We start from the raw sequence: 23847 nt of genomic DNA on the forward strand, positions 1-23847 counted from the left end.
TTTTATATTTCTAGTATAGTATTTTTAAGAGGATATTGATTTTTAAGCATTTTCTGAATCTCATTGATTAGAATATTAGATCCTTTTAATATTTTTTCTTCGTTAACTTTAGTAATGCTTAATCTAATACAAGGGCACTTGCTTATGCTATCTATATAGAAGAACATGCCATTCCTTACTTGGACTTCCTTAGAATTTAAAGAATTAATTAAAACATCTATTTTCATATTATTATTAAATTTTATGAATCCAAATAATCCATTGGACGGAAAGGTATACTGTATATCATATTCTTTTAAGATTTCTAATTGAGAATTTAACACTGACATTCTCTTTTTATAGTACTTTTTTATTCTATTTAAATAATTGCTATAGCTATTATTTAATATAAAATCGTTAAGAGCTCCTTGCGTTGGTAAAACAGGCATTAATTCATGATATACTTTATATTTATCATAACTAGAGACTATTTCACTAGGTAATACCATTGCAGCAATTCTTATTCCAGGCATTAATATTTTTGAAAAGCTTTTTATATAAATAACCTTATTACTTATGTCATAATTAAATAAAGGCTTTATATGATCCTCGTTCAAATCGCTTAAATAGTCATCTTCAATGATATATACATTATATTTATCTGCTAGTTTAGCAATTTGGGACTTTTGCTCTTCAGAATAATTAAGCCCTAATGGATTCTGCAACCTAGGCATAGTATAAAAGAATTTAATATCTTCATTCTTAAATAAATTTTCTAGCTCGTCTAAATCAATACCATTGATACCTCTTTCTATACCTATAACATCGTAATTTCTAATTTTTATCCAACCTAGAAATATGTTATAGGAAGGTTGCTCCACTAAAATTTTATTTTTGTTATTTGGAAAGGGCATCATTGAAAGCAAAGTAATGGCTTGTTGAGCTCCAGATGAAATATATATATTTTCTAAAGGGAGGTTCTTTTGGAAATTGTTTTTAAATTTGTCCTTCAAGGTCTCTCTTAAGGGTAAGAAGCCAGCAGGAGAGCTATAGGAAAATAAACTTTGTTTATACCTGTCAATGGAACATTGCATACTTTTTGAAAACTCTTCATAAGGTAAAAGTCTTTCTTCTGGTTCACCAGAGGAAAAGTTTATTAAGGTACTATCACTAATCCAAAAATCTGATAAGGGTTTATCAACTACAAAATATCCACTTTTAGGTAAAGCATAAATTAAATTTTCTTTCTCTAATTCTGAATAAGCTCGTATAACAGTAGAATTACTACAATTAAATTTTATAGATAGCGCTCTTATGGATGGCAGTTTAGCTTTAAAATTGCCATTCTCTATTTCACCGCGAATATAATTAATTATAATTTCATATTTTGTATTCATATAGTCCCCCTCTATTGTATAAATACAGAATCGTATAATATTAATACTAATAGTATTATACTATAATTTTGATTCAAAACACATTAAAGCATTTAATAAACTGTACGGTAACAGATGGGGAGTAAATCTCTTTTTTTTCTTAACTAATTTTGATATAATTTAGTATTAAGAACATTGCAAAAAGATTATAATATAAAGTTATAATATTTATTTTTAAGGAGAATGTTAATGAAAAAATGGTATTTTGACTCGATGGATACAACTTTGGATAATGGCCTTAGGGTACTTACTATAAAGCGAGATACACAAATTGCTTCATTACAAATTGGCATTAAGGCAGGTCCATTATATGAAGATATAGAAGAGAAGGGTATATCTCATTTTATTGAGCATATGCTTTTTAAAGGTACCTTATCTAGAAATAATGAAGAATTAAATAATGAGCTAGAGTGCCTTGGAGGGGAATATAACGCTTATACAGATTATAGCTGTACAGTCTACAGCATAACTGCTTTGGAAGAGGAGATGGAAAAATCCGTAGACATCTTAAGTGATATGCTTATAAATTCTACCTTGCCTAAGGAAGAATTAGAAAAAGAAAGAGGGGTTATTTTAGCTGAAATCAGAACCAGTAAAGATGATTTAGAAGATTTTAGTTTCAAAAGACTTAATGAAGTTGCTTTTCATAAGAGCCCTCTTAGGTATGATATTATTGGTAATGAAGAGAATGTAAAAAAATTTTCAAGAAAAATCTTAATAGATTATTATAAAAAAAATTATGTTCCTAATAATGCGGTGATTGTATTAGTATCATCTTATGATCATGAAGAAGCATTAGATTTAATTAAAACCTACTTTAATAATTGGCAATACTGTGAAGTTAAAATAAAAGATATAATAAAAGAAAATAACAAATCCACAAAAGCAATATCCTATAAAAAAGATATTGAGCAAAGCACCATAACATATTTATATACCTTTCATGATTTAGACAAAAATAAAGAGTTGCCTTTAAAAATATTAAATCATAAGTTGGGGGAAAGTGCCAATTCTGTACTGTTTAGAGAGGTAAGGGAAAATAGGGGATTAGCTTATGATATATATACACATATGGATATGACAAATAATATTAAAACTCTCACTATATACACTGCCGTAGCAGAAGAAACTATAGAGGAAGCTATAGAGGCCATTGAAGAGTGCATAGTGAATATCAAAAATAAAACCATAGTTTTTAATAAGGAAACTGTGGAACTTATGAAAAAAGTTCATAAGACTGCAGTGGTTTCTACCTTGGAAGATTCAACAGACTTATGTAATTATGTTTTACATCAATGTATGGAAAATGAAGATATTTATGAATTTATTAATGATATGAAAGAACTTCAAGGTATTGATAGTGAAGATATTTATGAAGTAGCTAACAGGGTTTTAAACAATCCAACTATTCACATACTTAAATCAGAAAATTAATGAAAGAAGGATAATATGGACTTTAAAATTACCAAAATTGAAATTCAGAAAAAAAATTTAGATAGAGTAAATATATATATAAATGAAGAATATTATTTTTCTTGCCATAAAGAGTTAGTTTTTAAGCTAAATTTAAAGGTTGGATCTAATGTTGATTTAAACATAGTAAATAAGGCAATAATAGAAGATGACTTCATAAAGTGTAAAAACTATGCTCTTAAAATTATAGATAAAACCAGTAAGACCACAAAGCAAATTAAATTAAAACTAATTCAAAAGGGCTTTAGTGAAGAGTCTATTCTTAAAGCAATAAATTTTTTATGTGAATATAAATTTATTGATGATGAAAAGTACACAGAACTCTATATTAATCAAAATATAAAAAGGTGGGGAAAAAATAAGATAAAATACTCTTTGATAACTAAAGGCATAGATGAAGAAATTATAAATGAGTACTTAAGAAAATTAGATAAAGAAGATGAAATTGAAATAGGTAAAAACTTAGCATTAAAAAAATATATTAGTATTGTGAAAACAGAAAAGGACAGAAATAAGATTAATAGAAAACTATATAGTTATTTAATTTCTAAAGGATATAGCTTTGAATATGCTAAGAGCATTATAGATGAAATAATGAGTTCAAAAGTCTATGATGACATTGATGAGTAGGTGAAAAAAATGAGGTTTAATCCTATATCTTTTCTTTTTATTTTAGTTCTTATTATTCCTTTAGTGCGAGGGTTTATGTCAAAATTTAATTCTGACACTTTAAAAAATGATCTTAGAGATATAGAAAAAAGTATTTCTTTTGTAGCTTCTATGTTTTTAGCTATATATATAAATAAGAATATTTTTATTGAACATAACTGGGATATATCCTTTGTTTTACCCAAAGCACTACTAGAATATTTGGATAAGCATGTTGCAATTATATATATTTTAATTTTACCATTAATTATGTATATACTATACATAATAATTCTATTTGTAATAGAGTTGTTGAATAAAATAACATTTTATCCTATATTTGATAATGTGGAAAGACATTTCAGAAATAAAAATAATTTTAGTAAAAGAATGTTAGGTTTTATTTTTGAGATACCAAGAGCCTTTTGCTATGTTTTAATCTTAGCCTTTGCTTTTAATTTTATGTCCATAATCAATTTAAATTCAATATTAAATGGCTATCTTGAACAATCCAAGCTTTATAGTTATGTTTGTAAGCAAATTGTAATTCCATTAACTAATTCTCCTTTGGCAAGGCAGTTACCCTATATAATTAATAATTCTTTTAAAATTGAAGTTAAACAAAATGCCTTAGAAAATAATTTAGATTACAAGAATAGCAAAATAAGACAGGTAATCTATTATAATGGAATTACACTAGAGGAAGGTATAAAGTCCAATACGACTATAGATAATTTTGCAAAGGATATAGTTCTTAATTATAAAAATGATAAGTCTAAAGCCAGAGCTTTATATAATTGGATTGGTTCTAATATTGACTATGATTATAATAAGGCAAACTTGGTTTTAAACAATAATTTTAGTGTTCCTTCTGGGGCTATTCCTACTTTTGACACGAAAAAAGGCATATGCTTTGATTATGCCTGCCTTTATGTAGCCATGGCTAGAGCAACAGGATTAAAGGTTAGAATGGTTACAGGAGAAGGATTTAATGGAGTAAGCTGGGTGAGCCATGCTTGGAATCAGGTTTATATTTCTGAAGAAGATAAGTGGATTAATGTGGATGCAACTTTTTATAAGGGGGGGAACTATTTTAATAGTAGAAGATTCGATTTAGACCATAAAGGTGATAAGATCATCGGGGAATGGTAAAAACACCCTTAATTTAGGGTGTTTTCTTGATATTCTTTATGATTAAATTAATGGCTTTCTCACAGTCGTTATCATTGTGATTTAATGCCCAAGCTGTATTAAAATAAATAAGAGCTTTCTTATTATCACCTAACATGGAATAGCAATAAGCTAAATTAAAAAAATATTTGCTGTCTTGTTTTAACAGTATAGCAGACTTTAGTAAATCTAAAGCCTTTGAAAATTCTTTAAGCTTTATGCAACATACTGCAGAATTATAATAAGAGCAAGCCTCATTTTCTTTATTTTCAATAGCCTTTTGGTATAGAGAAATAGCTTTTTTATAATCTTGAAGATTATAGTGTTCGTTAGCTTTTTGAAAGTAACTCATTTTTACCTCCTAGAGAATGTAAAATATTTTCTATATTATTTAGATTTTTAGCCAATAATAAGAAAAATATTCATAATATATAAAAGTTAAAGTAATTCTGCTTTATTGCTATAAAAATACGTATTATTTCATAGAAATGAAGTAAGTTAACCTAAAAGCCATCATTGTGAAAGTTGAATTATTGAGATTAAAAAATATAGAATTAATTAGATTATATTAAAGAATATACCATTGACGTTTGAAATAAGTGATGCTAAAATTTGTTAATAACCCTTTTATTTGCACCATACACATATATTGCTTATGACTTTAAGATGTGATTTTTAACACTCATTTTACATTAATTATTTTTATATTAATATGAGTGTTATATTATTTTTATATATAGTATTATTTGTAAAGAAAGAGATGATATTTAATGAGAGAAGTAATTCACGTTGGATTAGATGTAGGTTCTACTACAGTTAAAATAGTACTTATGGATAAAAACGATAGATTAATTTATGGTAAATATGAGAGGCACTTTTCCGATATAAAAAAAGCTATAGTGAAATTGCTACAAGAAGCCTATGAGGAGTATAAGAATAATGATATAACAATAAATGTGACTGGATCAGGGGGAATGGCTATTTCAAAATGGCTTAGTATTCCATTTGTTCAGGAGGTAATTGCTTCTACAAATACTGTTGAGAGATTTATACCTGAAACAGATGTAGCCATTGAACTTGGCGGCGAAGATGCAAAGATAACTTATTTTTCAAAAGGTATAGAGCAGAGAATGAATGGTACTTGTGCAGGTGGAACTGGTGCTTTTATAGATCAAATGGCCTCACTACTCCAGACAGATGCTTTAGGACTCAATGAATTAGCTAAAAACTATAAAACTATTTATCCTATAGCTGCTAGGTGCGGAGTTTTTGCTAAAACCGATGTTCAGCCTTTATTAAATGAAGGGGCAAGTAAAGAAGATATTGCAGTATCTATTTTACAAGCAGTAGTTACTCAAACAGTAAGTGGACTTGCTTGCGGAAAACCAATTAGAGGAAATATCGCCTTTTTAGGCGGTCCCTTATATTTTTTATCTGAATTAAGAAATAGATTTAAAGAAACTTTGAATTTAAGAGAAGAACAGGTAATATTTCCGAAAAATTCACAGCTATTTGTAGCTATGGGGGCAGCTTTAGCTTCAAAAAAGAGCTATAGCATGTATTTTGAGAGTTTAATTAATAAGCTAAATAATATTAAAGACATAGAAGATAAAGAAATAGAAAGATTACGTCCTTTGTTTGTAGATAAAGAGGAGCTTAAGGATTTTAAAAATAGGCATTATAATAATAAATTGGTAAAACAAGATCTAGGACATTACAGCGGTAAGTGTTACTTAGGTATAGATGCAGGCTCTACTACAACGAAGATAGTGCTAATAGGTGAAAAAGAAGAGCTATTATATACTTACTATGGAGGCAATCAAGGCAATCCGCTAAATTTGATAGTAAATGTACTGAAAGATTTGTACAGTAAGTTGCCTTCTAAGGCCGTCATAGTAAATTCAACGGTAACAGGTTATGGCGAGGCTTTGATTAAAGCAGCTTTATCTGTAGATGTAGGAGAAATAGAAACCATAGCTCACTACAAAGCTGCAGAGTATTTTTTGCCTGGGGTTGACTTTATATTAGATATTGGCGGACAAGATATGAAATGCCTCAGAATAAAAAATGGTGTCATTGATAGTATTTTATTAAATGAAGCTTGCTCCTCAGGCTGTGGTTCATTTATTGAGACCTTTGCAAAATCATTAAATTTAAGCGTACAACAATTTGCTGAAGAGGCACTTTTAGCTCATAATCCTGTAGATTTAGGATCAAGGTGTACTGTTTTCATGAACTCCAGAGTTAAACAAGCTCAAAAGGAGGGTGCTACTGTAGGGGATATTTCAGCGGGGCTATCTTATTCTGTAATAAAAAATGCATTATTTAAGGTAATAAAAATTCGCGATCCTAAAGAAATGGGAAGGAAAATAATAGTTCAAGGTGGTACTTTTTATAATGACGCAGTATTAAGAAGCTTCGAGTTAGTTTCTGGTAGAGAGGCTGTTAGACCTGAGATAGCTGGTCTAATGGGAGCTTTTGGAGCAGCTTTAATAGCCAAAGAAAGATTTGATGGACAATATAAATCCACATTGGTCAATTATGATGAATTAGATAATTTTACTGTAGATACTTCTATGAAAAGGTGTGGGCTTTGCGGAAATAATTGTTTGCTTACTATAAATAAGTTCTCTGATGGAAATAGCTTCATTTCTGGTAACAGATGTGAAAGAGGAGCTGGAAAGGAAATCTCTAACTCTGATATTCCCAATCTCTACGATTATAAATACAAAAGGACATTTGATTATAAACCTTTAAGTGCTGAAGAGGCTAAAAGAGGCAGAGTAGGTATACCAAGAGTATTAAATTTATATGAAAACTTTCCTTTTTGGGTAACGTTTTTTAGAGAATTAGGATTTAGAGTGGAATTGTCACCTAGATCTAATAAAAAGATATATGAATTGGGTATGGAAACAATACCCTCTGAATCTGCTTGTTATCCAGCTAAAATTGTTCATGGTCATATTATGAGCTTAGTTAATAAAAATGTAGATCTTATATTCTATCCGTGCATTCCTTACGAAAATAAAGAGTTTGAAGATGCTGATAACCATTATAATTGTCCTATTGTAACTTCTTACCCGGAGGTTATAAAAAATAATATGGATGTTTTAAAAGAAAAGAATATAAAGTTTATGAATCCTTTTATTTCATTAAATAATAAAAGCAAGTTAACAAAACGCTTGTTTGATGAATTTAAACAATTCAATGTTTCTTATAAAGAAATAGTAAAAGCAGTGGACAATGCCTTTGAAGAAAGAGAATTATTTAAAAAGGATATAGAAATAAAAGGACAGGAAGTACTAGATTATCTAATAAGAACCGGGAATAAAGGAATTGTTTTAAGTGGTAGACCCTACCATATAGATCCAGAGATCAATCATGGAATTCCTAATGTGATTACTAGCTTTGGTATGGCAGTGCTAACAGAGGATAGTATAGCTCATTTAGCTAAAATAGATAGACCTCTAAGGGTGGTTGACCAGTGGATGTATCACAGCAGGCTGTATGCGGCTGCAAACTTTGTAGCTACTCAAAATAATCTGGAGTTGATACAGCTAAATTCCTTTGGTTGTGGTTTGGATGCAGTTACCACGGATCAAGTGCAAGAGATACTATCCAATTCAGGAAAAATATATACAGTATTAAAAATTGATGAAGGAAATAACTTGGGCGCAGTAAAGATAAGAATAAGATCCCTAAAGGCGGCCCTTGAAGAAAGAGATAGAAATAATTATATTTCTAAGCCAGAAGTTTTAGATTATCCTAGAATAGAATTTACTAAAGAAATGAGAGAAACACATACAATTTTAGCACCAGAAATGTCCCCTATTCATTTTCAATTTGTTCAAGAGGCTTTTAAAGCTTCAGGATATAATTTAGTGGTACTTCCATCCATAGATAAAAAGGCAGTGGAGGAAGGGTTAAGATATGTTAATAATGATGCCTGCTATCCTTCTATTATTGTAGTAGGACAGATAATAGAAGCATTAAAGTCAGGGAATTATGATGCAAACAATATCTCCGTTATAATTTCTCAAACCGGAGGAGGCTGTAGAGCTACTAATTATATAGGCTTTTTAAGGAAAGCTCTCAAAGATGCAGGCTATGGAAATATTCCCGTTATATCTTTAAATGCAGGAGGTCTTGAGCAAAACTCAGGCTTTAAGATAACAGCCTCTTTAATAAATAAAGGGTTAATGGGTCTTGTCTATGGAGATATACTAATGAGAGTGCTATATAAGGTCAGACCCTACGAAAAAATAAAAGGATCTGCCAATAAATTGTACGAGCATTGGGTTAGAAAGGCAAAGTCTAATGTTATTAATGGAAGTCTAAAGGAATTTAAAACTAACATAAAAGAATTAGTAAAAGATTTTGATACTTTAGAAATTAACCAAGTTAAAAAGCCTAAAGTGGGACTTGTAGGGGAAATATTAGTAAAATTCCATCCTACTGCAAACAATAATGTGGTAGATATAATAGAAGATGAAGGTGCAGAGGCAGTGATGCCTGATTTAATTGATTTCTTCTTATATTCAGCTTATGACTCAGATTTTAAATACAAATATTTATCTGGGAGTAAGAAGGGACAAATTGGGGGATTATTAGCTATTAAAGGTATAGAGTTTTATAGAAAAACTATGAAAGAAGCTTTAGAAAAGAGCAAAAGATTTGAAGCACCAAAAACTATACAAGAACTAGCAAAAAAAGCTTCAGAAATTGTATCTCTGGGTAATCAAACTGGAGAGGGTTGGTTCTTAACTGCGGAGATGATTGAGCTGATAGAAAGTGGCGTAAATAATATTATCTGTATGCAGCCTTTTGCTTGTTTGCCAAATCATGTTACAGGTAAAGGAATGATAAAAGCTCTAAAAGAAAAATATCCTGAATCTAATATTACTGCAGTAGATTATGATCCAGGAGCCAGTGAGGTTAATCAGCTAAACAGAATAAAGCTTATGATGGCTGTAGCCTTTAAGAATTTAGAGAAAGAAAATATACTTCCTAAGGACATCGAAGAAGATATTGCCTTAGAAGCCTTAGATAATAAAGCATGATACATTTCAATTTACACTTGACAGTGACATAAATAATATTATAATTATCTTATAAATAAATATATAAGCTGTGACAAAGAGGAGTAAAGATTAAAAGTGTTTTACAGAGAAAAAACCCATAGGCTGAAAGGTTTTTATTCAACTAAGTCTTGAAGGTAGCTTTTGAGCTTCTTTGCTGAAATTATAGTAGGTAAAGACGGTGTTCTAGCCGTTAATGAATAAGAGCCCATGCTTAGTGGGAAAAAAGGTGGTACCGCGAATAGGTCTTCGTCCTTTTATTAGGACGAAGGCTTTTTTTAATTTATCAGATGCTAACACCGTGATAAATTATTTCAAAACTATTTATGTTAAAGTAAATAAACAATTTTGTATAAAAGTAGGAGGAAAACATTATGGAAGAAAACAAAAATATTTCTACAACCTATAGTCCGAAAGAGTTTGAAGGTAGGATTTATAAATCTTGGGAAGAGAAAAAATATTTTACACCAAAAGTTGATAAAAGTAAAAAGCCTTACACAATTATAATGCCGCCACCAAATATAACCGGAAAATTACATTTAGGTCATGCCTTAGACAATACTTTGCAGGATATTCTAATTAGGGTAAAAAGGATGCAAGGCTTTTCTACCCTTTGGTTGCCTGGAGAAGATCATGCTAGTATTGCTACAGAAGTAAAAGTAGAAAATGAACTTTTAAAGCAAGGACTTAAAAAGAAAGAAATGGGAAGAGAAGCTTTTTTAGAAAAGGTTTGGGAATGGACCGATGAATATAGAGAGAGAATAAGAGAACAATTAAAGAAGATGGGATGTTCTGCAGACTTTACTCGTGAAAGTTTTACTATGGACGAAAAACTAAGTAAGGCGGTAAGACATGTTTTTGTAAAGTTATATAATGAAGGTCTCATTTATCAAGGAGATAGAATTACCAATTGGTGTCCAAAATGTATGACGGCTCTTTCCGATGCAGAGATTGAATACAAAGAACAACAGGGTAATTTCTGGCATGTTAAATATCCTGTAAAAGGTACTGAGGAATATTTAGAAATTGCTACTACTAGACCTGAGACAATGCTAGGAGATACTGCAGTAGCTGTAAACCCAAAGGATGAGAGATTTGCTCATCTAGTAGGAAAGACTTTATTACTACCATTGGTAAATAGAGAGATTCCCATTATCGCTGATGAATATGTTGATATGGAGTTTGGAACTGGTGCAGTAAAAATAACTCCTGCTCATGATCCCAATGACTATCTTGTAGGAAAAAGACATAACTTGCCGGAAATTAAGATCATGGATGATAAAGGCTCCATAAATGAAGCTGGTGGAAAATATGCGGGCATGGATAGATATGAAGCAAGAAAAGCCATAGTTAAGGATTTAGAGGAACAAGGTTATTTAGTTAACATTAAGCCTCACCTTCATAATGTAAGTTGCCATGATAGATGTGGAACCACCATAGAACCTTTAATATCAAAACAATGGTATGTGAAAATGGAATCCCTAGCTAAACCTGCTGTAGAAGTAGTGAAAGAGAAGAAGACTAAATTTGTTCCTGAAAGATTTGAAAAAGTTTATTATAATTGGATGGAAAATATCCAAGACTGGTGTATATCTAGACAATTATGGTGGGGACATAGGATTCCAGTTTGGTACTGTAAGGATTGCGGAGAAATAATTGTTACTATGGAAGACCCAACTGCTTGCACAAAATGTGGAAGCAGCAAAATAGAACAGGATAATGATGTGCTAGATACTTGGTTCAGCTCAGCTCTATGGCCTTTTTCTACCTTGGGATGGCCAGAGAACTCAGAGGATTTAAAATACTTCTATCCAACAAGCACCTTGGTTACTGGTTATGATATTATATTTTTCTGGGTAGCTAGGATGATATTCTCTGGAATACACAATATGGGAGAAACTCCTTTTGATACTGTATTTATACATGGTATTATAAGAGACTCTGAAGGAAGAAAGATGTCTAAGTCTTTAGGCAACGGAGTAGATCCATTAGAAGTTATAGATACTTATGGTGCAGATGCTTTAAGATTTATGTTAGTAACTGGAAATGCGCCAGGTAATGATATAAGATTCTATCCTGAAAGAGTAGAGGCTGCTAGAAACTTTGCAAATAAAATATGGAATGCTTCAAGATTTGTGCTTATGAATTTAGATAGTACCTTAATGGAAAAATATAAAAATGAAAAAGACTATACCTTAGCTGATAGATGGATATTATCTAGAATGAATACCTTAGTAAAGGAAGTTACGGAAAATATTGACAAATATGAACTAGGAATTGCTTTGCAGAAGATTTATGATTTTATGTGGACGGAGTTCTGTGATTGGTATATAGAATTAAGCAAGCCAGTATTATATGGAGAAGATGAAAAACAAAAGGGGATCACCTTTAATGTGCTATATAAGGTTTTAGTAACTGGATTACAACTATTACACCCAGTTATGCCTTTTATAACAGAGGAGATTTACACTCACTTAGATGCTGAATATGAATCTATCACTATTTCTAACTGGCCAAATTATGAAGAAGGCCTAAAGGATTTAGAGGCAGAAAAAGAGATGGATTTAATCATTGAAGCAATTAAAGCTTTAAGAAATGTAAGAGCTGAAATGAATGTTCCGCCTTCAAGAAAAGCTAAAGTAATGGCTTATGCGGCAGAGGAAGCTATAAGTGCATTTAAAAATGGAGTAACTTATTTTGAAAAGTTAGCTTCTGCTTCTGAAGTTGAGTTTATAAAGGATAAAGATTCAGTGCCTGAAAATTCAGTATCCGTAGTTATAAGAGGGGGAGAGCTATTTATGCCTCTATTGGATTTAGTAGATAGAGAGAAGGAATTAGAGAGATTAAATAAAGAAAAAGATAAATTGCAAGGTGAAATAGATAGAGTAGAAAAGAAATTAAATAATCAAAGCTTTGTAAGTAAAGCACCAGAAACGGTAGTAGCTGAAGAAAAGGCTAAGGGAGAGAAATACAGAGTCATGTTAGAGGCTGTTTTAACAAGAATTGAAAGTTTAAAATAGGTGTAAATATGAACTATATAGAAGCGATGAATTATATTACTCAAACTTCGAAATTTGGAAGTAATTTAGGTTTAACAAGAACCCTAAAGATATTAGAGTTTTTAGGTAATCCTCAACAGGGGATTAAATGCATCCATATAGGTGGGACTAACGGGAAAGGTTCGACTACAGCTATGATTAATGCCATTTTAGTGGAAGCTGGATTTAAGGTTGGAATGTATACTTCCCCTTATCTGGAAGAATTCGAAGAGAGGATTCAGATTAACAACCTTAATATTTCCAAAGATGACTTAGCTTTTGTGGTTACTGAGGTAGCTAAAGCAGTAGATATGGTTATAGCCTTTGGCTATGACCATCCTACAGAATTTGAAATAATAACTTGTGCAATGTTTTTATATTTTTATAATAACAAGGTGGACTATGCAGTAATTGAGGTGGGATTAGGTGGAAGACTAGATTCTACCAATGTAATAAATCCATTATTATCTATCATTACTTCTATAAGCTATGATCATATGAATATTTTAGGAGATACCTTAGGTAAAATAGCCAATGAAAAAGCAGGCATAATAAAGTATAACACTCCTGTTATTGTATATCCGCAAGAAAGAGAGGCTATAGAAGTAATTAATGAGGTATCAACTAAAAATCATTCAAGGGTTCTTTACATAAATAAAGGGGATGTGAAATATTTAGGAGTGACTTCTTCCAGCTATGGTTTAAGCCAAAATATAGAAGTTATTACCCAGAAAAAAAGGTATAACCTAGAATTGGCTTTACTGGGTCAGCATCAACTTCTTAATTGTGCTTTGGCTGTAAATGCTATAGAGCAGCTTTCAGTGATAGAAGATATAATTATTAAAGAAGAAACTATTCTAAATGCTCTTAGGAAAGTAAAATGGCCAGGCCGCTTAGAGCTGTTAAGCACAAATCCCTTAGTAGTTATAGACGGAGCTCACAATATAGATGGAATCATAAACTTAAAAGATAATGTTCAGAAATATTTTCAGTACGATAATTTAATAATAATAATCGGCATTTTAGCTGATAAACAGGTAGATGAAATGCTAGATGCAATAATACCTCTAGGGAATAGAATCATAGCTGTTACTCCTCATAGTGATAGAGCTAGTTCTGCGGAAGAGTTAAGGCTTAAAATTTTAAGGCTCAATGAAAATTGTGAAAGTATGGTGGAGTACTCAGCGGCTTATAGAAAAGCATTAAGCTATTGTGGTGAAAAAGATATGATTTTAATTTGTGGTTCTTTGTATATGATAGGAGATATGAGAAAGATTATAAGGAATAAAGGATAGGATACTTATAAAAAAGCGACGAAAGTCGCTTTTTTCAATCATTGTGAATTGTGCATTTTAAAAGGCTAGGGAGTAGCCTTTTAATAAAAATTGCTCTCGTGATTTTTATTTAGTAGAAAGGTAGCTTTCTAAAGCTTTTGCAAGTTGGTCAGGGCAAGAAGTGGGTTTATTTCCGCAATTTATCCCTTTAAGCCTATGGATAGCCTCATGTATTTCCATACCCTCCACAAGCTTTGATACGCCTAATAAATTTCCAGGACAGCCTCCTATAAAATTAACTTTTACTATTTTATTATCTTCAATCTCAAAAGTTATTTTTTTTGCACAGACCCCTGTAGTCTCAAAAGTATACATATAAATCCTCTCGCTTTCTTACAATTTGTCCACTAATATTATATGACATACAGTGAAGTAACTTCAACATTAATTTTACCAAAATGAATTTTTAAAAATCTATAACCTGTTTTATAACACTTACATATATTATTAGGAGAAAGGAGGTGAAAACTGCTTCTGCTAATTGTGGGGTAGTTATATATGGATTATTTATATGTATGCAATACTTCCTCTGATTTTGTATCTCAAATTTCCTTAGGAGATTATAGTCATAAAAAGATATGTCTGAATAGCAAGGAAGGCCGGGTAGGACCTCATGGTATATGTAGCTGGAAGAGCGAAATCATTGTGGCTAATAGCTATAATAATAGCATTTCAAAAATAGATATTGTAGATTGCGTAGAAAAAGAAAATTATTATATTGGCATTCATTGTAATGATGTAGATGTGTTTAACAATCATGCATATATAGTATGTGGAGAATCTAATAGCATTATTGTATTTGATCTAGTTACTAATGTAATAATACAGGAAATACCTTGTGGAAATATGCCTCATAACATAGACATAAGTAGAAAAAGCGAACTAGGCGTTATAGCTAATATGCAGAGTGATTGTGTTAGTATATTAGATTGTGCAAAGAATGATATCTTAGCCTCTATAAAAGTAGGAGCTTACCCCACTAAGGCTATAATTACTTCCGATAATAAATATATAATAGTATGTGAAAGTAATCTAGGATTAGATAAAGTTGGTAGTATTACTCTATTTGATTTAGTAAAATTCAAAAAAATAATCACCATAAAGGTGGGTAAAGCTCCTGTAGATGTCTATTATGATTATGTAGAAAAGATGTGCTTTGTGTCTAATTTCTTAGAGGGTACAATTAGTATTGTTGATATAAGTGAGGGAAAGGAAGTTAGAAAAATAAAAGTTGGAGGTATGCCTAGAGGGATTATTAAAAAAGGAAGATATTTATATATCGGAAATAACTATGGAAATTCATTAATAATATACGACATTTATAAAATGAACATTAAGACCATACCAATAGGTAAGGAACCTAATGGTATGACCCTAGTGTAATATTTTTTTAACTAGTTATTAATAACTGCATTATTTTATTGTAGATTTCTGAAGAATTACTTTTCCACTTATTACACAAGTGAATAGCTTGTTTATTAGAGGCTACATTTAATTTCAAGTCTATTAGCAATGAATCATTTTCTATAGCTCTTAAATTTACTATAAAATTGTTATTCTCATCTACAGTGTAAGTAGCTGTTAAAGTTAGTTCCTTTTTTATATTTTCAATTTGATCCTTGATATAATTATCGATTATATCAGTTTTAGAAGTAGCTAACCTATCCTTAAACAGAGAGAGTACCTTTTCACCTTTATCTGTTATCAATAATAGTTTTTTGTCATTTCTGTCCGAATATTGGATAAACTTAGAGGAAGCCAATTCTGAAATATATTGCTGTAAGGTAAAATAATTTATAAATCCATTCTGCAAAATTATTTCAGTAATCTGCTTATTTGATATTGGTATTTTAATGCTTTTTATTACGTATAACACCAATAATTTATTTTCTGCTAGTTCAACAGTGCTTTCATACATTCATACCCCACCCTTCCAAGTGAAATGAAAGAATATCTAATATATTATAACATAAAAAGCATCCAAAGGAATGGGTGCTTTATTTTTTTTAATAACATATTTGTTTTAATGCTGAATATAAATTATTAGAATGATGTTGAAGGAGGATAGTAGATTTGATTATTAGAGTAAGATCCTTTATTTTTAAAAAAGGATATATAGGATTTTTATTATTCTTACTGGCTGTGGCAGCCACCTTAGTATTTCAAAGTAAAGTTAAGGCAGTGTTTAATATAACAAGGAAATTGCCTATATATTCTGTAGATACAAAAGAGAAAAAAATATCTTTAACTTTTGATTTAAGCTGGGGAGAAGACAATACTATGAAAATTTTAGATGTTTTAGATCAGTACAAGGTTAAAGCTACATTTTTTGTAGTAGGTGGATGGATTGACTATACTCCTAAAAATGAATTGCTAATTAAAGAAATTGACAAAAGAGGTCATGAGATAGGTAATCATAGTAATATGCATCCAGATATGACTAAGATATCTAGAGAACGAATTATTAAAGAGATAGAAGTAGCTGATACAAAAATAATGAATTTAACAGGTAAAAACAGTAAGCTATTCAGATGCCCAAGTGGAGCATATAATGATTTGGTTATATCCACTGTTGAAAGCATGAAAAGATTTTGTATACAGTGGGATGTAGATAGTATAGATTGGAAATCCCAAGGAGCAGAAATTGAATATAACAGAGTTATTACTAAAACCAAGCCAGGTTCTATTTTGCTATTTCATAATGATGCTAAGTACACTCCTCAAAATTTACCTAGGATAATAGAAAAATTAAAAAAGGATGGATATGAGTTCGTTATGGTTTCAAACTTGATATATAAGGAAAATTATTATATAAATTCCGAAGGAAAACAAATATTAAAGTAAAATATTGAAATAGGACGTATAAATGTATTATAATGGAAGAGTATATTTAATTTGTCTTAAAATAAAAAATCTTAGTAATATTTAATTATTACCTAGAATAATATATTGATGTAAGACAAATTAAAAACCAAGGGAGAGAGGGGTTAAGATGGACAATTTAATGTTAAATAACAAGATTTATCTAGAGGGGAAAATTGCTTCTAAACTAGAGTTTAGTCATGAAATGTATGGAGAGGGGTTCTATACATTTGAACTAGAAGTGATGAGATTAAGTGATTCAAAGGATTTATTAAATGTAACCGTATCAGAAAGGATAACATCTGGTATAGATTTTAATATTGGATCAGACATAATAGTTGATGGCCAATTAAGATCTTATAATAAAGTAGTAGATGGGATTAACAAACTTATATTAACAGTTTTTGCTAGAAATATTGAACCCTGCACTGAAAGAAGCAAAAATCCAAATGAAATATATCTAGATGGATATATCTGTAAAGAACCAGTGTATAGAACTACCCCGTTTGGAAGAGAAATTGCAGATATATTATTAGCTGTTAATAGAGCCTATAATAAATCTGACTACATACCAACTATAGCTTGGGGTAGAAATTCAAGATTTTGTCAGACTCTTAGTGTAGGCGATAACATAAGAATTTGGGGAAGACTTCAAAGCAGAGAATATCAGAAAAAAATATCTGATACTGAGGTCATTAAAAAAGTAGCTTATGAAGTATCTATTTCTAAAATGGAGAAGGTAAATAAGGAAGATTCTATAGATGAAGAAGAAAATAAAGAAGAAGTTGTTGTTGTATAAGCAGTAGAAAGATGAAAAAGTAGGTGTACACCTACTTTTTATTTTCTTAAGTCATCTAATATTTGAGTTTTGTTCTTAGTTTTATCATCTACATGCTTTATTACTTTGGCAGGGGTACCAGCTACTACTACTCCTTCAGGAACATCCTCTACTACAACTGAGCCAGCAGCTACAACTGAACCCTTACCTATTTTAACTCCTTCAAGTATAACAGCGTTTGCTCCTATTAAAACATCATCACCAATTTCGCAAGGAGTTTTACTTGGAGGTTCTAAAACTCCTGCTACTACGGCACCAGCACCTAAGTGAACTCTTTTTCCTAATTTACCTCTAGCACCTACTACAGCATTCATGTCTACCATAGTACCCTCGCCGATCTCAGCGCCTATATTTATAACAGCACCCATCATAATAACAGCATTTTTATCAATTTTAACCTTATCTCTTATTATAGCACCGGGTTCTATTCTAGCGTCTATATTTAAAAGATCTATTAAAGGTATAGCTGAATTTCTTCTGTCATTTTCAATCCTGAAATTTTTAATTTTATCTTTATTATCAAGTAAGAAAGTAGATATTTCATCACTTTCACCAAATAATATAAAGAAAGTACCACTGCCATACCATTCTATATTTCCCATAGGGCAATTTTCTAAGGCTCCATTAACATAGGCTTTTACTGGAGTAGACTTTTTGGACTCTTTTATGTATCTTGCAATTTCATAGGGGTCTGTTAAATTATAATTCATTGTATCATCCTTTCGCCAAAATAATTAACTATAATACATTATTATAATAAAATAAACAATTTATTGAAAGGGGTATAAACATAAAAGGTTTCTATTTAATCAAAAAAGTAATATAATAATTTAGTAAAGACCATTTATAAGTAATTTTAAATTAAAGGGGTGCCGATTTTGATGGGAAAGCTAAAAAAAGGTTATGTACAAATATATACAGGCAATGGAAAAGGTAAAACTACAGCAGCGGTAGGATTAGCTGTAAGAGCTGCTGGAGACGGATATAAAGTTTATATGTTACAATTTCTGAAGGGTGGAAACACTGGTGAATTAGAAATTGGAAAATTATTAAGTCCTAATTTTCAAATATTTAGATTTGAAAAGCCTAGGGGATTTGTATGGACATTAAATGAAGAAGAAAAAAAGGAATTAAAAAAGGAAATACAGGAAGCCTATAACTTTGCCCTAAAAGTAATTAAAAATAGAGAATGTGATATATTAATAATGGATGAAGTTATGGCTACTCTCTATAATAATTTTTTAACAGAAAAAGATGTAATTAAATTAATAGAAGAAAAAGCTGAGGATATGGAGCTTATTCTTACGGGAAGAAACGCTTCTGAGTCTCTTATAGAGAGAGCAGATTTAGTAACGGAGATGAAGGATATAAAACACTACTTTAATCAAGGTGTAATGGCAAGAGAGGGGATAGAATATTGATGGTAAATAAGAGGGTGCAGAATATTGAAATATCAGGTATTAGAAAGTTTTTTAATAAGGTATCAGATTATCCAGATGCTATTTCTTTAACCCTAGGTCAACCGGACTTTCCTGTGCCCATAAGTATAAAAAGTGCCATGATTAGAGCCATAGAAAATAATAAGACAGAGTATACTGCAAATGCTGGAATATATGAACTAAGAAAGGAAATTTCAAATTATTTGTATAGATCCTTTGATATCCATTATAGTCCAGATGAAATATGTATTACTACAGGAGGCAGTGAAGGGTTATTTTCAGTTTTTAATGCTCTAATTAATGAGGGTGATGAGGTTTTAATTCCTAATCCTGCCTATCCTGCCTATGAAAGTATCCTGAAAATAATGGGAGCAAAAATCTCTTATTACGATATGAATGATGATTTCTCTATAAATGTACTAAGGCTTAAAGATGTATTAGCTTCTAATGACAATATTAAGGCTATTATATTGTCTTATCCTAGCAACCCCACAGGAGCCATACTATCTAATGAAAATAAAAAAGAGCTATATGAAATTTTAAAGGCAAAAAATATTTTGATAATAACTGATGAAATTTATAGCTCCTTGTGCTATGAAGAGTATAATTCAATCTCACAATTTCAAGATTTAAAAGATAGGGTAGTATTAATAAGTGGTTTTTCTAAAATGTTTTCAATGACAGGCTTAAGAATAGGCTATGTATGTTCAAATGTTACCTTAATGAAGGAAATTCTTAAAATTCACCAATATAATGTCTCTTGTGCTACCTCTATTTCGCAATGGGGAGTTCTAGAAGGACTTAAAAGTGCTTTAAGTGATGTTGATATGATGAAAGAGAATTTTGTAAAAAGAAGAGACTATGTGTACAGTAGATTGATAGCTTTAGGATTAGAGGTAGTTATTCCTAAGGGAGCTTTTTATATTTTTCCATCCATAAAAAAAATTAACCGCAATAGTGAGGAATTTTGTCTAGAATTATTACATAAAAATAGAGTAGCTTGCGTACCAGGTTCTGCTTTTGGAAGTAAAGGAGAAGGATTTATGAGAATATCTTACTCTTATAGTATTGAAAATTTAGAAGCTGGACTTAATAGGATAGAAAATTTTTTAAATAATAAGATATAGCAATAAAAGCCAAGTACTTACGTATTTGGCTTTTATTGTTATGTATGTCTCTATTAAATTAAATATTTATATATAAATATTTAATTTAATAGTCTTGATTTGAAAATAAAGATACAATACAAATCTTATATCTGAAAATTGAAAATATTGAATGAATGTGCTCAAATAAAAAAGTAGGCATATTTTTTCATTGAATATACAGAAAAAACGACTTAAACCCCTTTAAAAAGCGGTATTTATATATGAGAACAATTTGTTAATGAACTGTTAAATAAATTTGACACCAAAAAGTCATTGTGGTAATATTATAAAAAATGAAGCGTAATGCGTTTTAAATTTCATAAAACTCTTTGAATAAGAATAGTTTTTAGAACATATAAATACTATATCTTTATTTATATAATCCTTACTTCAAATATATTACATATTTTAAAAAAATAGGATGAATACTGTGTTTTTATTATAATAAACACATAAAAAAGGGGGGAATTATCTATTTTACTATTTAAAAAAATAAGGGGGAAGCTTAATGGTAAAGTATATAATTAAAAGATTATTAGCTAGTATAGTAACTGTTTGGGTAGTTGTAACTTTAACTTTTTTTCTAATGAGATTTATGCCTGGAGGACCTTTTGATGGTGAGAAAAAGCTACCACCACAGATAAAAGCAAACCTAGAAGCGAAATTTGGACTAAACAAGCCTTTATTAACGCAATATACCCTATATCTTTCAAATTTGATAAAAGGCGACTTGGGTCCGGCTATGAAGTACGAAGGAAGAACAGTTAACTGGGTTATTGGATATTCATTTCCAACTTCCGCTAAGTTAGGAGTTGTTGCAATATTAGTATCATTGATTATAGGTGTATACATGGGTATTATATCGGCACTAAATCATGGAAAGTGGCCTGATTCTTTATGTATGGTTTTAGCTACCTTGGGAGTGACCATACCAAGCTTTGTTATGGCTACCTTACTTATTATCTTATTTTCAGTAAAATTACAATGGCTGCCAGTAATTGGCTTTGACGAACCTAAGAACTATATTATGCCTGTAATTGCACTAGGTGGTTATTCTATGGCTTTTATAGCGAGGTTAACTAGGTCAAGGTTGTTAGAAGTTATTAGACAAGACTATATAAGAACTGCAAAAGCAAAAGGATTAAGCAGAAATGCTGTTATTTACAAACATGCTTTAAGAAACTCCTTAATTCCTATTGTAACATACCTTGGTCCTTTAGTTGCTGCAATATTAACTGGTAGTTTTGTTGTTGAGAGAATATTTGGCATACCAGGGTTAGGTGGGGAATTTGTTAATTCAATAAACAACAGAGACTATACCACTCTATTAGGTGTTACTGTTTTTTATAGTACATTCTTGATAATATGTAACTTTGTCGTGGATATACTTTATGTAATCATTGATCCAAGAATTAAATTAGATAGTATCGAAGCGTAAAGGAAAATAGGGGGGGAATAGTAATGGAATTAAATAAGGAACTTTTTGATTTGGCCTCAAATGAAGAAAAGAAGGTAGATGATATAGTTAGGCCAAGCATAACTTATTGGCAAGATGCTTGGAGAAGACTTAAAAGCAATAAGTTAGCTTTAATAGGACTGATTTTTATTATTGTAATTACTCTAATGGCTATATTTGTGCCTATGTTTTCTAAATATGATTATTTTACCAATGATTTTAAAGTAGCTAATCAAAAGCCAAGTGCTGCTCATTGGTTTGGCACTGATCAATTTGGTAGAGACTTATTCGTCAGGGTAATGTATGGAGCTAGATATTCATTATTAATTGGTTATGTAGCGTCATTTTTAAATTTAATCATAGGAGTTATCTACGGAGGAATTTCAGGTTATCTCGGAGGTAATGTTGATAACATAATGATGAGAGTAGTGGATGTAATTTATTCGATTCCTATGATGATATATGTAATACTTTTAATGGTAGTTATGGGAGCGGGCTTAAAAAGTATAATTATTGCTTTGGCTATTTCTTATTGGCTGTCTATGGCTAGAATTGTAAGAGGTGAAATTCTTCAATTAAAGCAACAAGAATTTGTTTTAGCAGCTAGAGTTTTGGGGGCTTCTGGTAAAAGAATTTTATTTAGGCACTTAATTCCTAACAGCATGGGACCAATTATAGTTACTCTAACATTATTGATTCCATCTGCAATCTTTACTGAGGCATTTTTAAGCTTTGTAGGATTGGGAATACCAGCACCTAAGGCTTCTTGGGGAACTTTAACCTCAGAGGCATTACAAGGTTATACCTCTTATCCTTATCAACTTTTATTTCCTGCTTTGGCAATTTGTTTGACCATGCTAGCCTTTAACTTGTTTGGTGATGGATTAAGAGATTCCTTAGATCCTAAGTTAAGAAAGTAGTGGAAGGGAGAGATTAACATGGATGCATTACTTGATATAAGGAACTTAAAAACTTCATTTTTTACCCATGTTGGAGAAGTAAAGGCTGTGGGAGGAATAAGCTTTTCTCTTAGAAAGGGAGAAGCACTTGGTATAGTTGGTGAGTCAGGCAGCGGTAAAAGTGTTACTATGATGTCCTTAATGAGGCTTCTGGCAGATAGCGGCAAGGTAGTAGATGGAGAAATATTATTTGAAGGAGCAGATTTAATAAAGCTTACTGAGAGAGAAATGGAGAGAATTAGAGGTAATGACATAGGTATGATATTTCAAGACCCTATGACGTCTTTAAATCCAGTGTATACTATTGGAAAACAATTAATGGAACCTTTAATAAAGCACAAGAATATGAATAAGAGTGACGCTTATAAAACTGCCGTTCACATGTTATCCATTGTAGGTATACCTAGTCCGGATAAAAGAATGAAACAATATCCTCATGAATTTTCTGGTGGTATGAGACAAAGAGTTATGATAGCTATGGCTATAGCTTGTAGTCCAAAGCTTCTTATTGCTGATGAGCCGACTACAGCTCTGGATGTAACAATTCAGGCTCAAATATTGGAATTGATGAAAGATTTAAAAGATAAAATCAACACTTCAATAATACTCATAACTCATGATTTAGGAGTAGTTGCTGATGTATGCAGCAGGATAAATGTGATGTATGGAGGACTAATAGTCGAAAGTGGAAGTACGAGAGATATATTCTACCGTTCTAGGCATCCATATACCTGGGGACTATTAAAAAGTGTCCCTAATCCCAAAACATTAATTAAAGAGAGATTAAAGCCAATTGAAGGACAACCACCAGACTTGTTAAAGCCGCCTGTAGGATGCCCTTTTGCCGCTAGGTGTGAATATGCTATGAGGGTATGCATTAATGAAAGACCTCCTTTATTTGAAATAGGAACAGATCATGTAGCTGCTTGCTGGCTTAATCATTATCAAGCGCCAAAAGTACAATCCCCTGTAGTGAAGGAGGCATAATC

19 protein-coding genes and 1 other annotated feature are annotated in these 23847 nt (G+C 30.9%); of the genes, 14 read left to right on the forward strand and 5 right to left on the reverse strand.

Annotation, left to right across the window (positions count from 1 at the left end):
- Positions 1–2: 2 nt before the first annotated feature.
- Positions 3–1376 carry an aminotransferase-like domain-containing protein gene (locus tag BN2665_RS13170; RefSeq protein ID WP_055667569.1) on the reverse strand — a complete coding sequence of 458 codons (1374 nt, stop codon included), beginning with the start codon at positions 1374–1376 and terminating at the stop codon, positions 3–5.
- A 228-nt stretch (positions 1377–1604) separates the two neighbouring features.
- On the opposite strand from BN2665_RS13170, the gene BN2665_RS13175 reads away from it, so the two are divergent.
- From BN2665_RS13175 to BN2665_RS13185, 3 genes are read left to right on the forward strand one after another with little or no spacing between them, the layout of a single operon-like run.
- On the forward strand, positions 1605–2849 hold the full coding sequence (locus tag BN2665_RS13175; RefSeq protein ID WP_055667570.1) for a M16 family metallopeptidase: 1245 nt from the start codon (positions 1605–1607) through the stop codon (positions 2847–2849).
- A 15-nt stretch (positions 2850–2864) separates the two neighbouring features.
- Complete coding sequence (gene recX, locus BN2665_RS13180) at positions 2865–3518, forward strand: recombination regulator RecX (RefSeq protein WP_055667571.1); 654 nt, start codon at positions 2865–2867, stop codon at positions 3516–3518.
- A gap of 9 nt (positions 3519–3527) precedes the next feature.
- Positions 3528–4688: a transglutaminase-like domain-containing protein gene (locus tag BN2665_RS13185; protein WP_055667572.1), complete on the forward strand. Its 1161-nt coding sequence runs from the start codon at positions 3528–3530 to the stop codon at positions 4686–4688.
- A 13-nt stretch (positions 4689–4701) separates the two neighbouring features.
- Here BN2665_RS13185 and BN2665_RS13190 read toward each other — a convergent pair whose 3' ends face one another.
- Positions 4702–5058 (reverse strand): tetratricopeptide repeat protein, encoded by a 357-nt coding sequence (locus BN2665_RS13190; RefSeq protein ID WP_055667573.1) that lies wholly within the window; start codon positions 5056–5058, stop codon positions 4702–4704.
- A gap of 418 nt (positions 5059–5476) precedes the next feature.
- Here BN2665_RS13190 and BN2665_RS13195 point away from each other — a divergent pair, with 418 nt between their 5' ends.
- From BN2665_RS13195 to BN2665_RS13210, 3 genes are all read left to right on the forward strand, one after another.
- On the forward strand, positions 5477–9766 hold the full coding sequence (locus BN2665_RS13195) for a 2-hydroxyacyl-CoA dehydratase (RefSeq protein WP_055667574.1): 4290 nt from the start codon (positions 5477–5479) through the stop codon (positions 9764–9766).
- A gap of 61 nt (positions 9767–9827) precedes the next feature.
- Positions 9828–10044 (forward strand) — a binding site (T-box leader).
- A gap of 114 nt (positions 10045–10158) precedes the next feature.
- On the forward strand, positions 10159–12804 hold the full coding sequence (locus BN2665_RS13205; protein WP_055667576.1) for a valine--tRNA ligase: 2646 nt from the start codon (positions 10159–10161) through the stop codon (positions 12802–12804).
- 8 nt (positions 12805–12812) lie between these two features.
- The gene (locus tag BN2665_RS13210; RefSeq protein ID WP_055667577.1) at positions 12813–14117 is read left to right on the forward strand and encodes a bifunctional folylpolyglutamate synthase/dihydrofolate synthase; all 1305 of its coding nucleotides are present in this window, start codon (positions 12813–12815) and stop codon (positions 14115–14117) included.
- Positions 14118–14222: 105 nt separating this feature from the next.
- Here the strand turns inward: BN2665_RS13210 and BN2665_RS13215 are convergent, their stop codons facing one another.
- Complete coding sequence (locus BN2665_RS13215; RefSeq protein WP_055667578.1) at positions 14223–14471, reverse strand: TIGR03905 family TSCPD domain-containing protein; 249 nt, start codon at positions 14469–14471, stop codon at positions 14223–14225.
- 183 nt (positions 14472–14654) lie between these two features.
- Here BN2665_RS13215 and BN2665_RS13220 point away from each other — a divergent pair, with 183 nt between their 5' ends.
- Positions 14655–15539, forward strand: coding sequence for a YncE family protein (locus tag BN2665_RS13220; protein ID WP_055667579.1), 885 nt, complete (start codon positions 14655–14657; stop codon positions 15537–15539).
- A gap of 7 nt (positions 15540–15546) precedes the next feature.
- Here the strand turns inward: BN2665_RS13220 and BN2665_RS13225 are convergent, their stop codons facing one another.
- Complete coding sequence (locus tag BN2665_RS13225; RefSeq protein WP_055667580.1) at positions 15547–16074, reverse strand: DUF4364 family protein; 528 nt, start codon at positions 16072–16074, stop codon at positions 15547–15549.
- 155 nt (positions 16075–16229) lie between these two features.
- Between BN2665_RS13225 and pdaB the strand changes: the two genes are divergently transcribed.
- On the forward strand, positions 16230–17000 hold the full coding sequence (pdaB, locus tag BN2665_RS13230; protein WP_341452631.1) for a polysaccharide deacetylase family sporulation protein PdaB: 771 nt from the start codon (positions 16230–16232) through the stop codon (positions 16998–17000).
- Between the two features lie 148 nt (positions 17001–17148).
- Positions 17149–17817: a single-stranded DNA-binding protein gene (locus BN2665_RS13235; RefSeq protein WP_055667581.1), complete on the forward strand. Its 669-nt coding sequence runs from the start codon at positions 17149–17151 to the stop codon at positions 17815–17817.
- Positions 17818–17855: 38 nt separating this feature from the next.
- On the opposite strand, the gene dapD is transcribed toward BN2665_RS13235, so the two are convergent.
- On the reverse strand, positions 17856–18566 hold the full coding sequence (gene dapD / locus BN2665_RS13240) for a 2,3,4,5-tetrahydropyridine-2,6-dicarboxylate N-acetyltransferase (protein WP_055667582.1): 711 nt from the start codon (positions 18564–18566) through the stop codon (positions 17856–17858).
- 171 nt (positions 18567–18737) lie between these two features.
- On the opposite strand from dapD, the gene BN2665_RS13245 reads away from it, so the two are divergent.
- The 5 genes from BN2665_RS13245 (at position 18738) to BN2665_RS13265 (ending at position 23845) form a co-directional block, all read left to right on the forward strand.
- Positions 18738–19277 (forward strand): cob(I)yrinic acid a,c-diamide adenosyltransferase, encoded by a 540-nt coding sequence (locus tag BN2665_RS13245; RefSeq protein WP_055667583.1) that lies wholly within the window; start codon positions 18738–18740, stop codon positions 19275–19277.
- Complete coding sequence (locus BN2665_RS13250; RefSeq protein WP_055667584.1) at positions 19277–20422, forward strand: aminotransferase class I/II-fold pyridoxal phosphate-dependent enzyme; 1146 nt, start codon at positions 19277–19279, stop codon at positions 20420–20422. Before BN2665_RS13245 ends, BN2665_RS13250 begins: the two co-directional genes overlap by 1 nt.
- 529 nt (positions 20423–20951) lie before the next feature.
- Positions 20952–21881, forward strand: a complete 930-nt coding sequence (locus BN2665_RS13255; RefSeq protein WP_055667585.1) for an ABC transporter permease — start codon at positions 20952–20954, stop codon at positions 21879–21881.
- 23 nt (positions 21882–21904) lie between these two features.
- Positions 21905–22819 carry an ABC transporter permease gene (locus BN2665_RS13260; RefSeq protein WP_055667586.1) on the forward strand — a complete coding sequence of 305 codons (915 nt, stop codon included), beginning with the start codon at positions 21905–21907 and terminating at the stop codon, positions 22817–22819.
- An 18-nt stretch (positions 22820–22837) separates the two neighbouring features.
- Positions 22838–23845, forward strand: a complete 1008-nt coding sequence (locus BN2665_RS13265; RefSeq protein WP_055667587.1) for an ABC transporter ATP-binding protein — start codon at positions 22838–22840, stop codon at positions 23843–23845.
- Positions 23846–23847: the final 2 nt, after the last annotated feature.

This window comes from Desnuesiella massiliensis, from assembly GCF_001403615.1.
In the GTDB taxonomy this organism is placed as follows: Bacteria; Bacillota; Clostridia; order Clostridiales; family Clostridiaceae; genus Desnuesiella; species Desnuesiella massiliensis.

Bases quoted from the DNA above. Each gene is read 5' to 3' on its own strand.
- BN2665_RS13170 (WP_055667569.1), bottom strand. From the start codon at position 1,376: ATGAATACAAAATATGAAATTATAATTAATTATATTCGCGGTGAAATA.
- BN2665_RS13175 (WP_055667570.1), top strand. From the start codon at position 1,605: ATGAAAAAATGGTATTTTGACTCGATGGATACAACTTTGGATAATGGC.
- recX (WP_055667571.1), top strand. From the start codon at position 2,865: ATGGACTTTAAAATTACCAAAATTGAAATTCAGAAAAAAAATTTAGAT.
- BN2665_RS13185 (WP_055667572.1), top strand. From the start codon at position 3,528: ATGAGGTTTAATCCTATATCTTTTCTTTTTATTTTAGTTCTTATTATT.
- BN2665_RS13190 (WP_055667573.1), bottom strand. From the start codon at position 5,058: ATGAGTTACTTTCAAAAAGCTAACGAACACTATAATCTTCAAGATTAT.
- BN2665_RS13195 (WP_055667574.1), top strand. From the start codon at position 5,477: ATGAGAGAAGTAATTCACGTTGGATTAGATGTAGGTTCTACTACAGTT.
- BN2665_RS13205 (WP_055667576.1), top strand. From the start codon at position 10,159: ATGGAAGAAAACAAAAATATTTCTACAACCTATAGTCCGAAAGAGTTT.
- BN2665_RS13210 (WP_055667577.1), top strand. From the start codon at position 12,813: ATGAACTATATAGAAGCGATGAATTATATTACTCAAACTTCGAAATTT.
- BN2665_RS13215 (WP_055667578.1), bottom strand. From the start codon at position 14,471: ATGTATACTTTTGAGACTACAGGGGTCTGTGCAAAAAAAATAACTTTT.
- BN2665_RS13220 (WP_055667579.1), top strand. From the start codon at position 14,655: ATGGATTATTTATATGTATGCAATACTTCCTCTGATTTTGTATCTCAA.
- BN2665_RS13225 (WP_055667580.1), bottom strand. From the start codon at position 16,074: ATGTATGAAAGCACTGTTGAACTAGCAGAAAATAAATTATTGGTGTTA.
- BN2665_RS13235 (WP_055667581.1), top strand. From the start codon at position 17,149: ATGGACAATTTAATGTTAAATAACAAGATTTATCTAGAGGGGAAAATT.
- dapD (WP_055667582.1), bottom strand. From the start codon at position 18,566: ATGAATTATAATTTAACAGACCCCTATGAAATTGCAAGATACATAAAA.
- BN2665_RS13245 (WP_055667583.1), top strand. From the start codon at position 18,738: ATGGGAAAGCTAAAAAAAGGTTATGTACAAATATATACAGGCAATGGA.
- BN2665_RS13250 (WP_055667584.1), top strand. From the start codon at position 19,277: ATGGTAAATAAGAGGGTGCAGAATATTGAAATATCAGGTATTAGAAAG.
- BN2665_RS13255 (WP_055667585.1), top strand. From the start codon at position 20,952: ATGGTAAAGTATATAATTAAAAGATTATTAGCTAGTATAGTAACTGTT.
- BN2665_RS13260 (WP_055667586.1), top strand. From the start codon at position 21,905: ATGGAATTAAATAAGGAACTTTTTGATTTGGCCTCAAATGAAGAAAAG.
- BN2665_RS13265 (WP_055667587.1), top strand. From the start codon at position 22,838: ATGGATGCATTACTTGATATAAGGAACTTAAAAACTTCATTTTTTACC.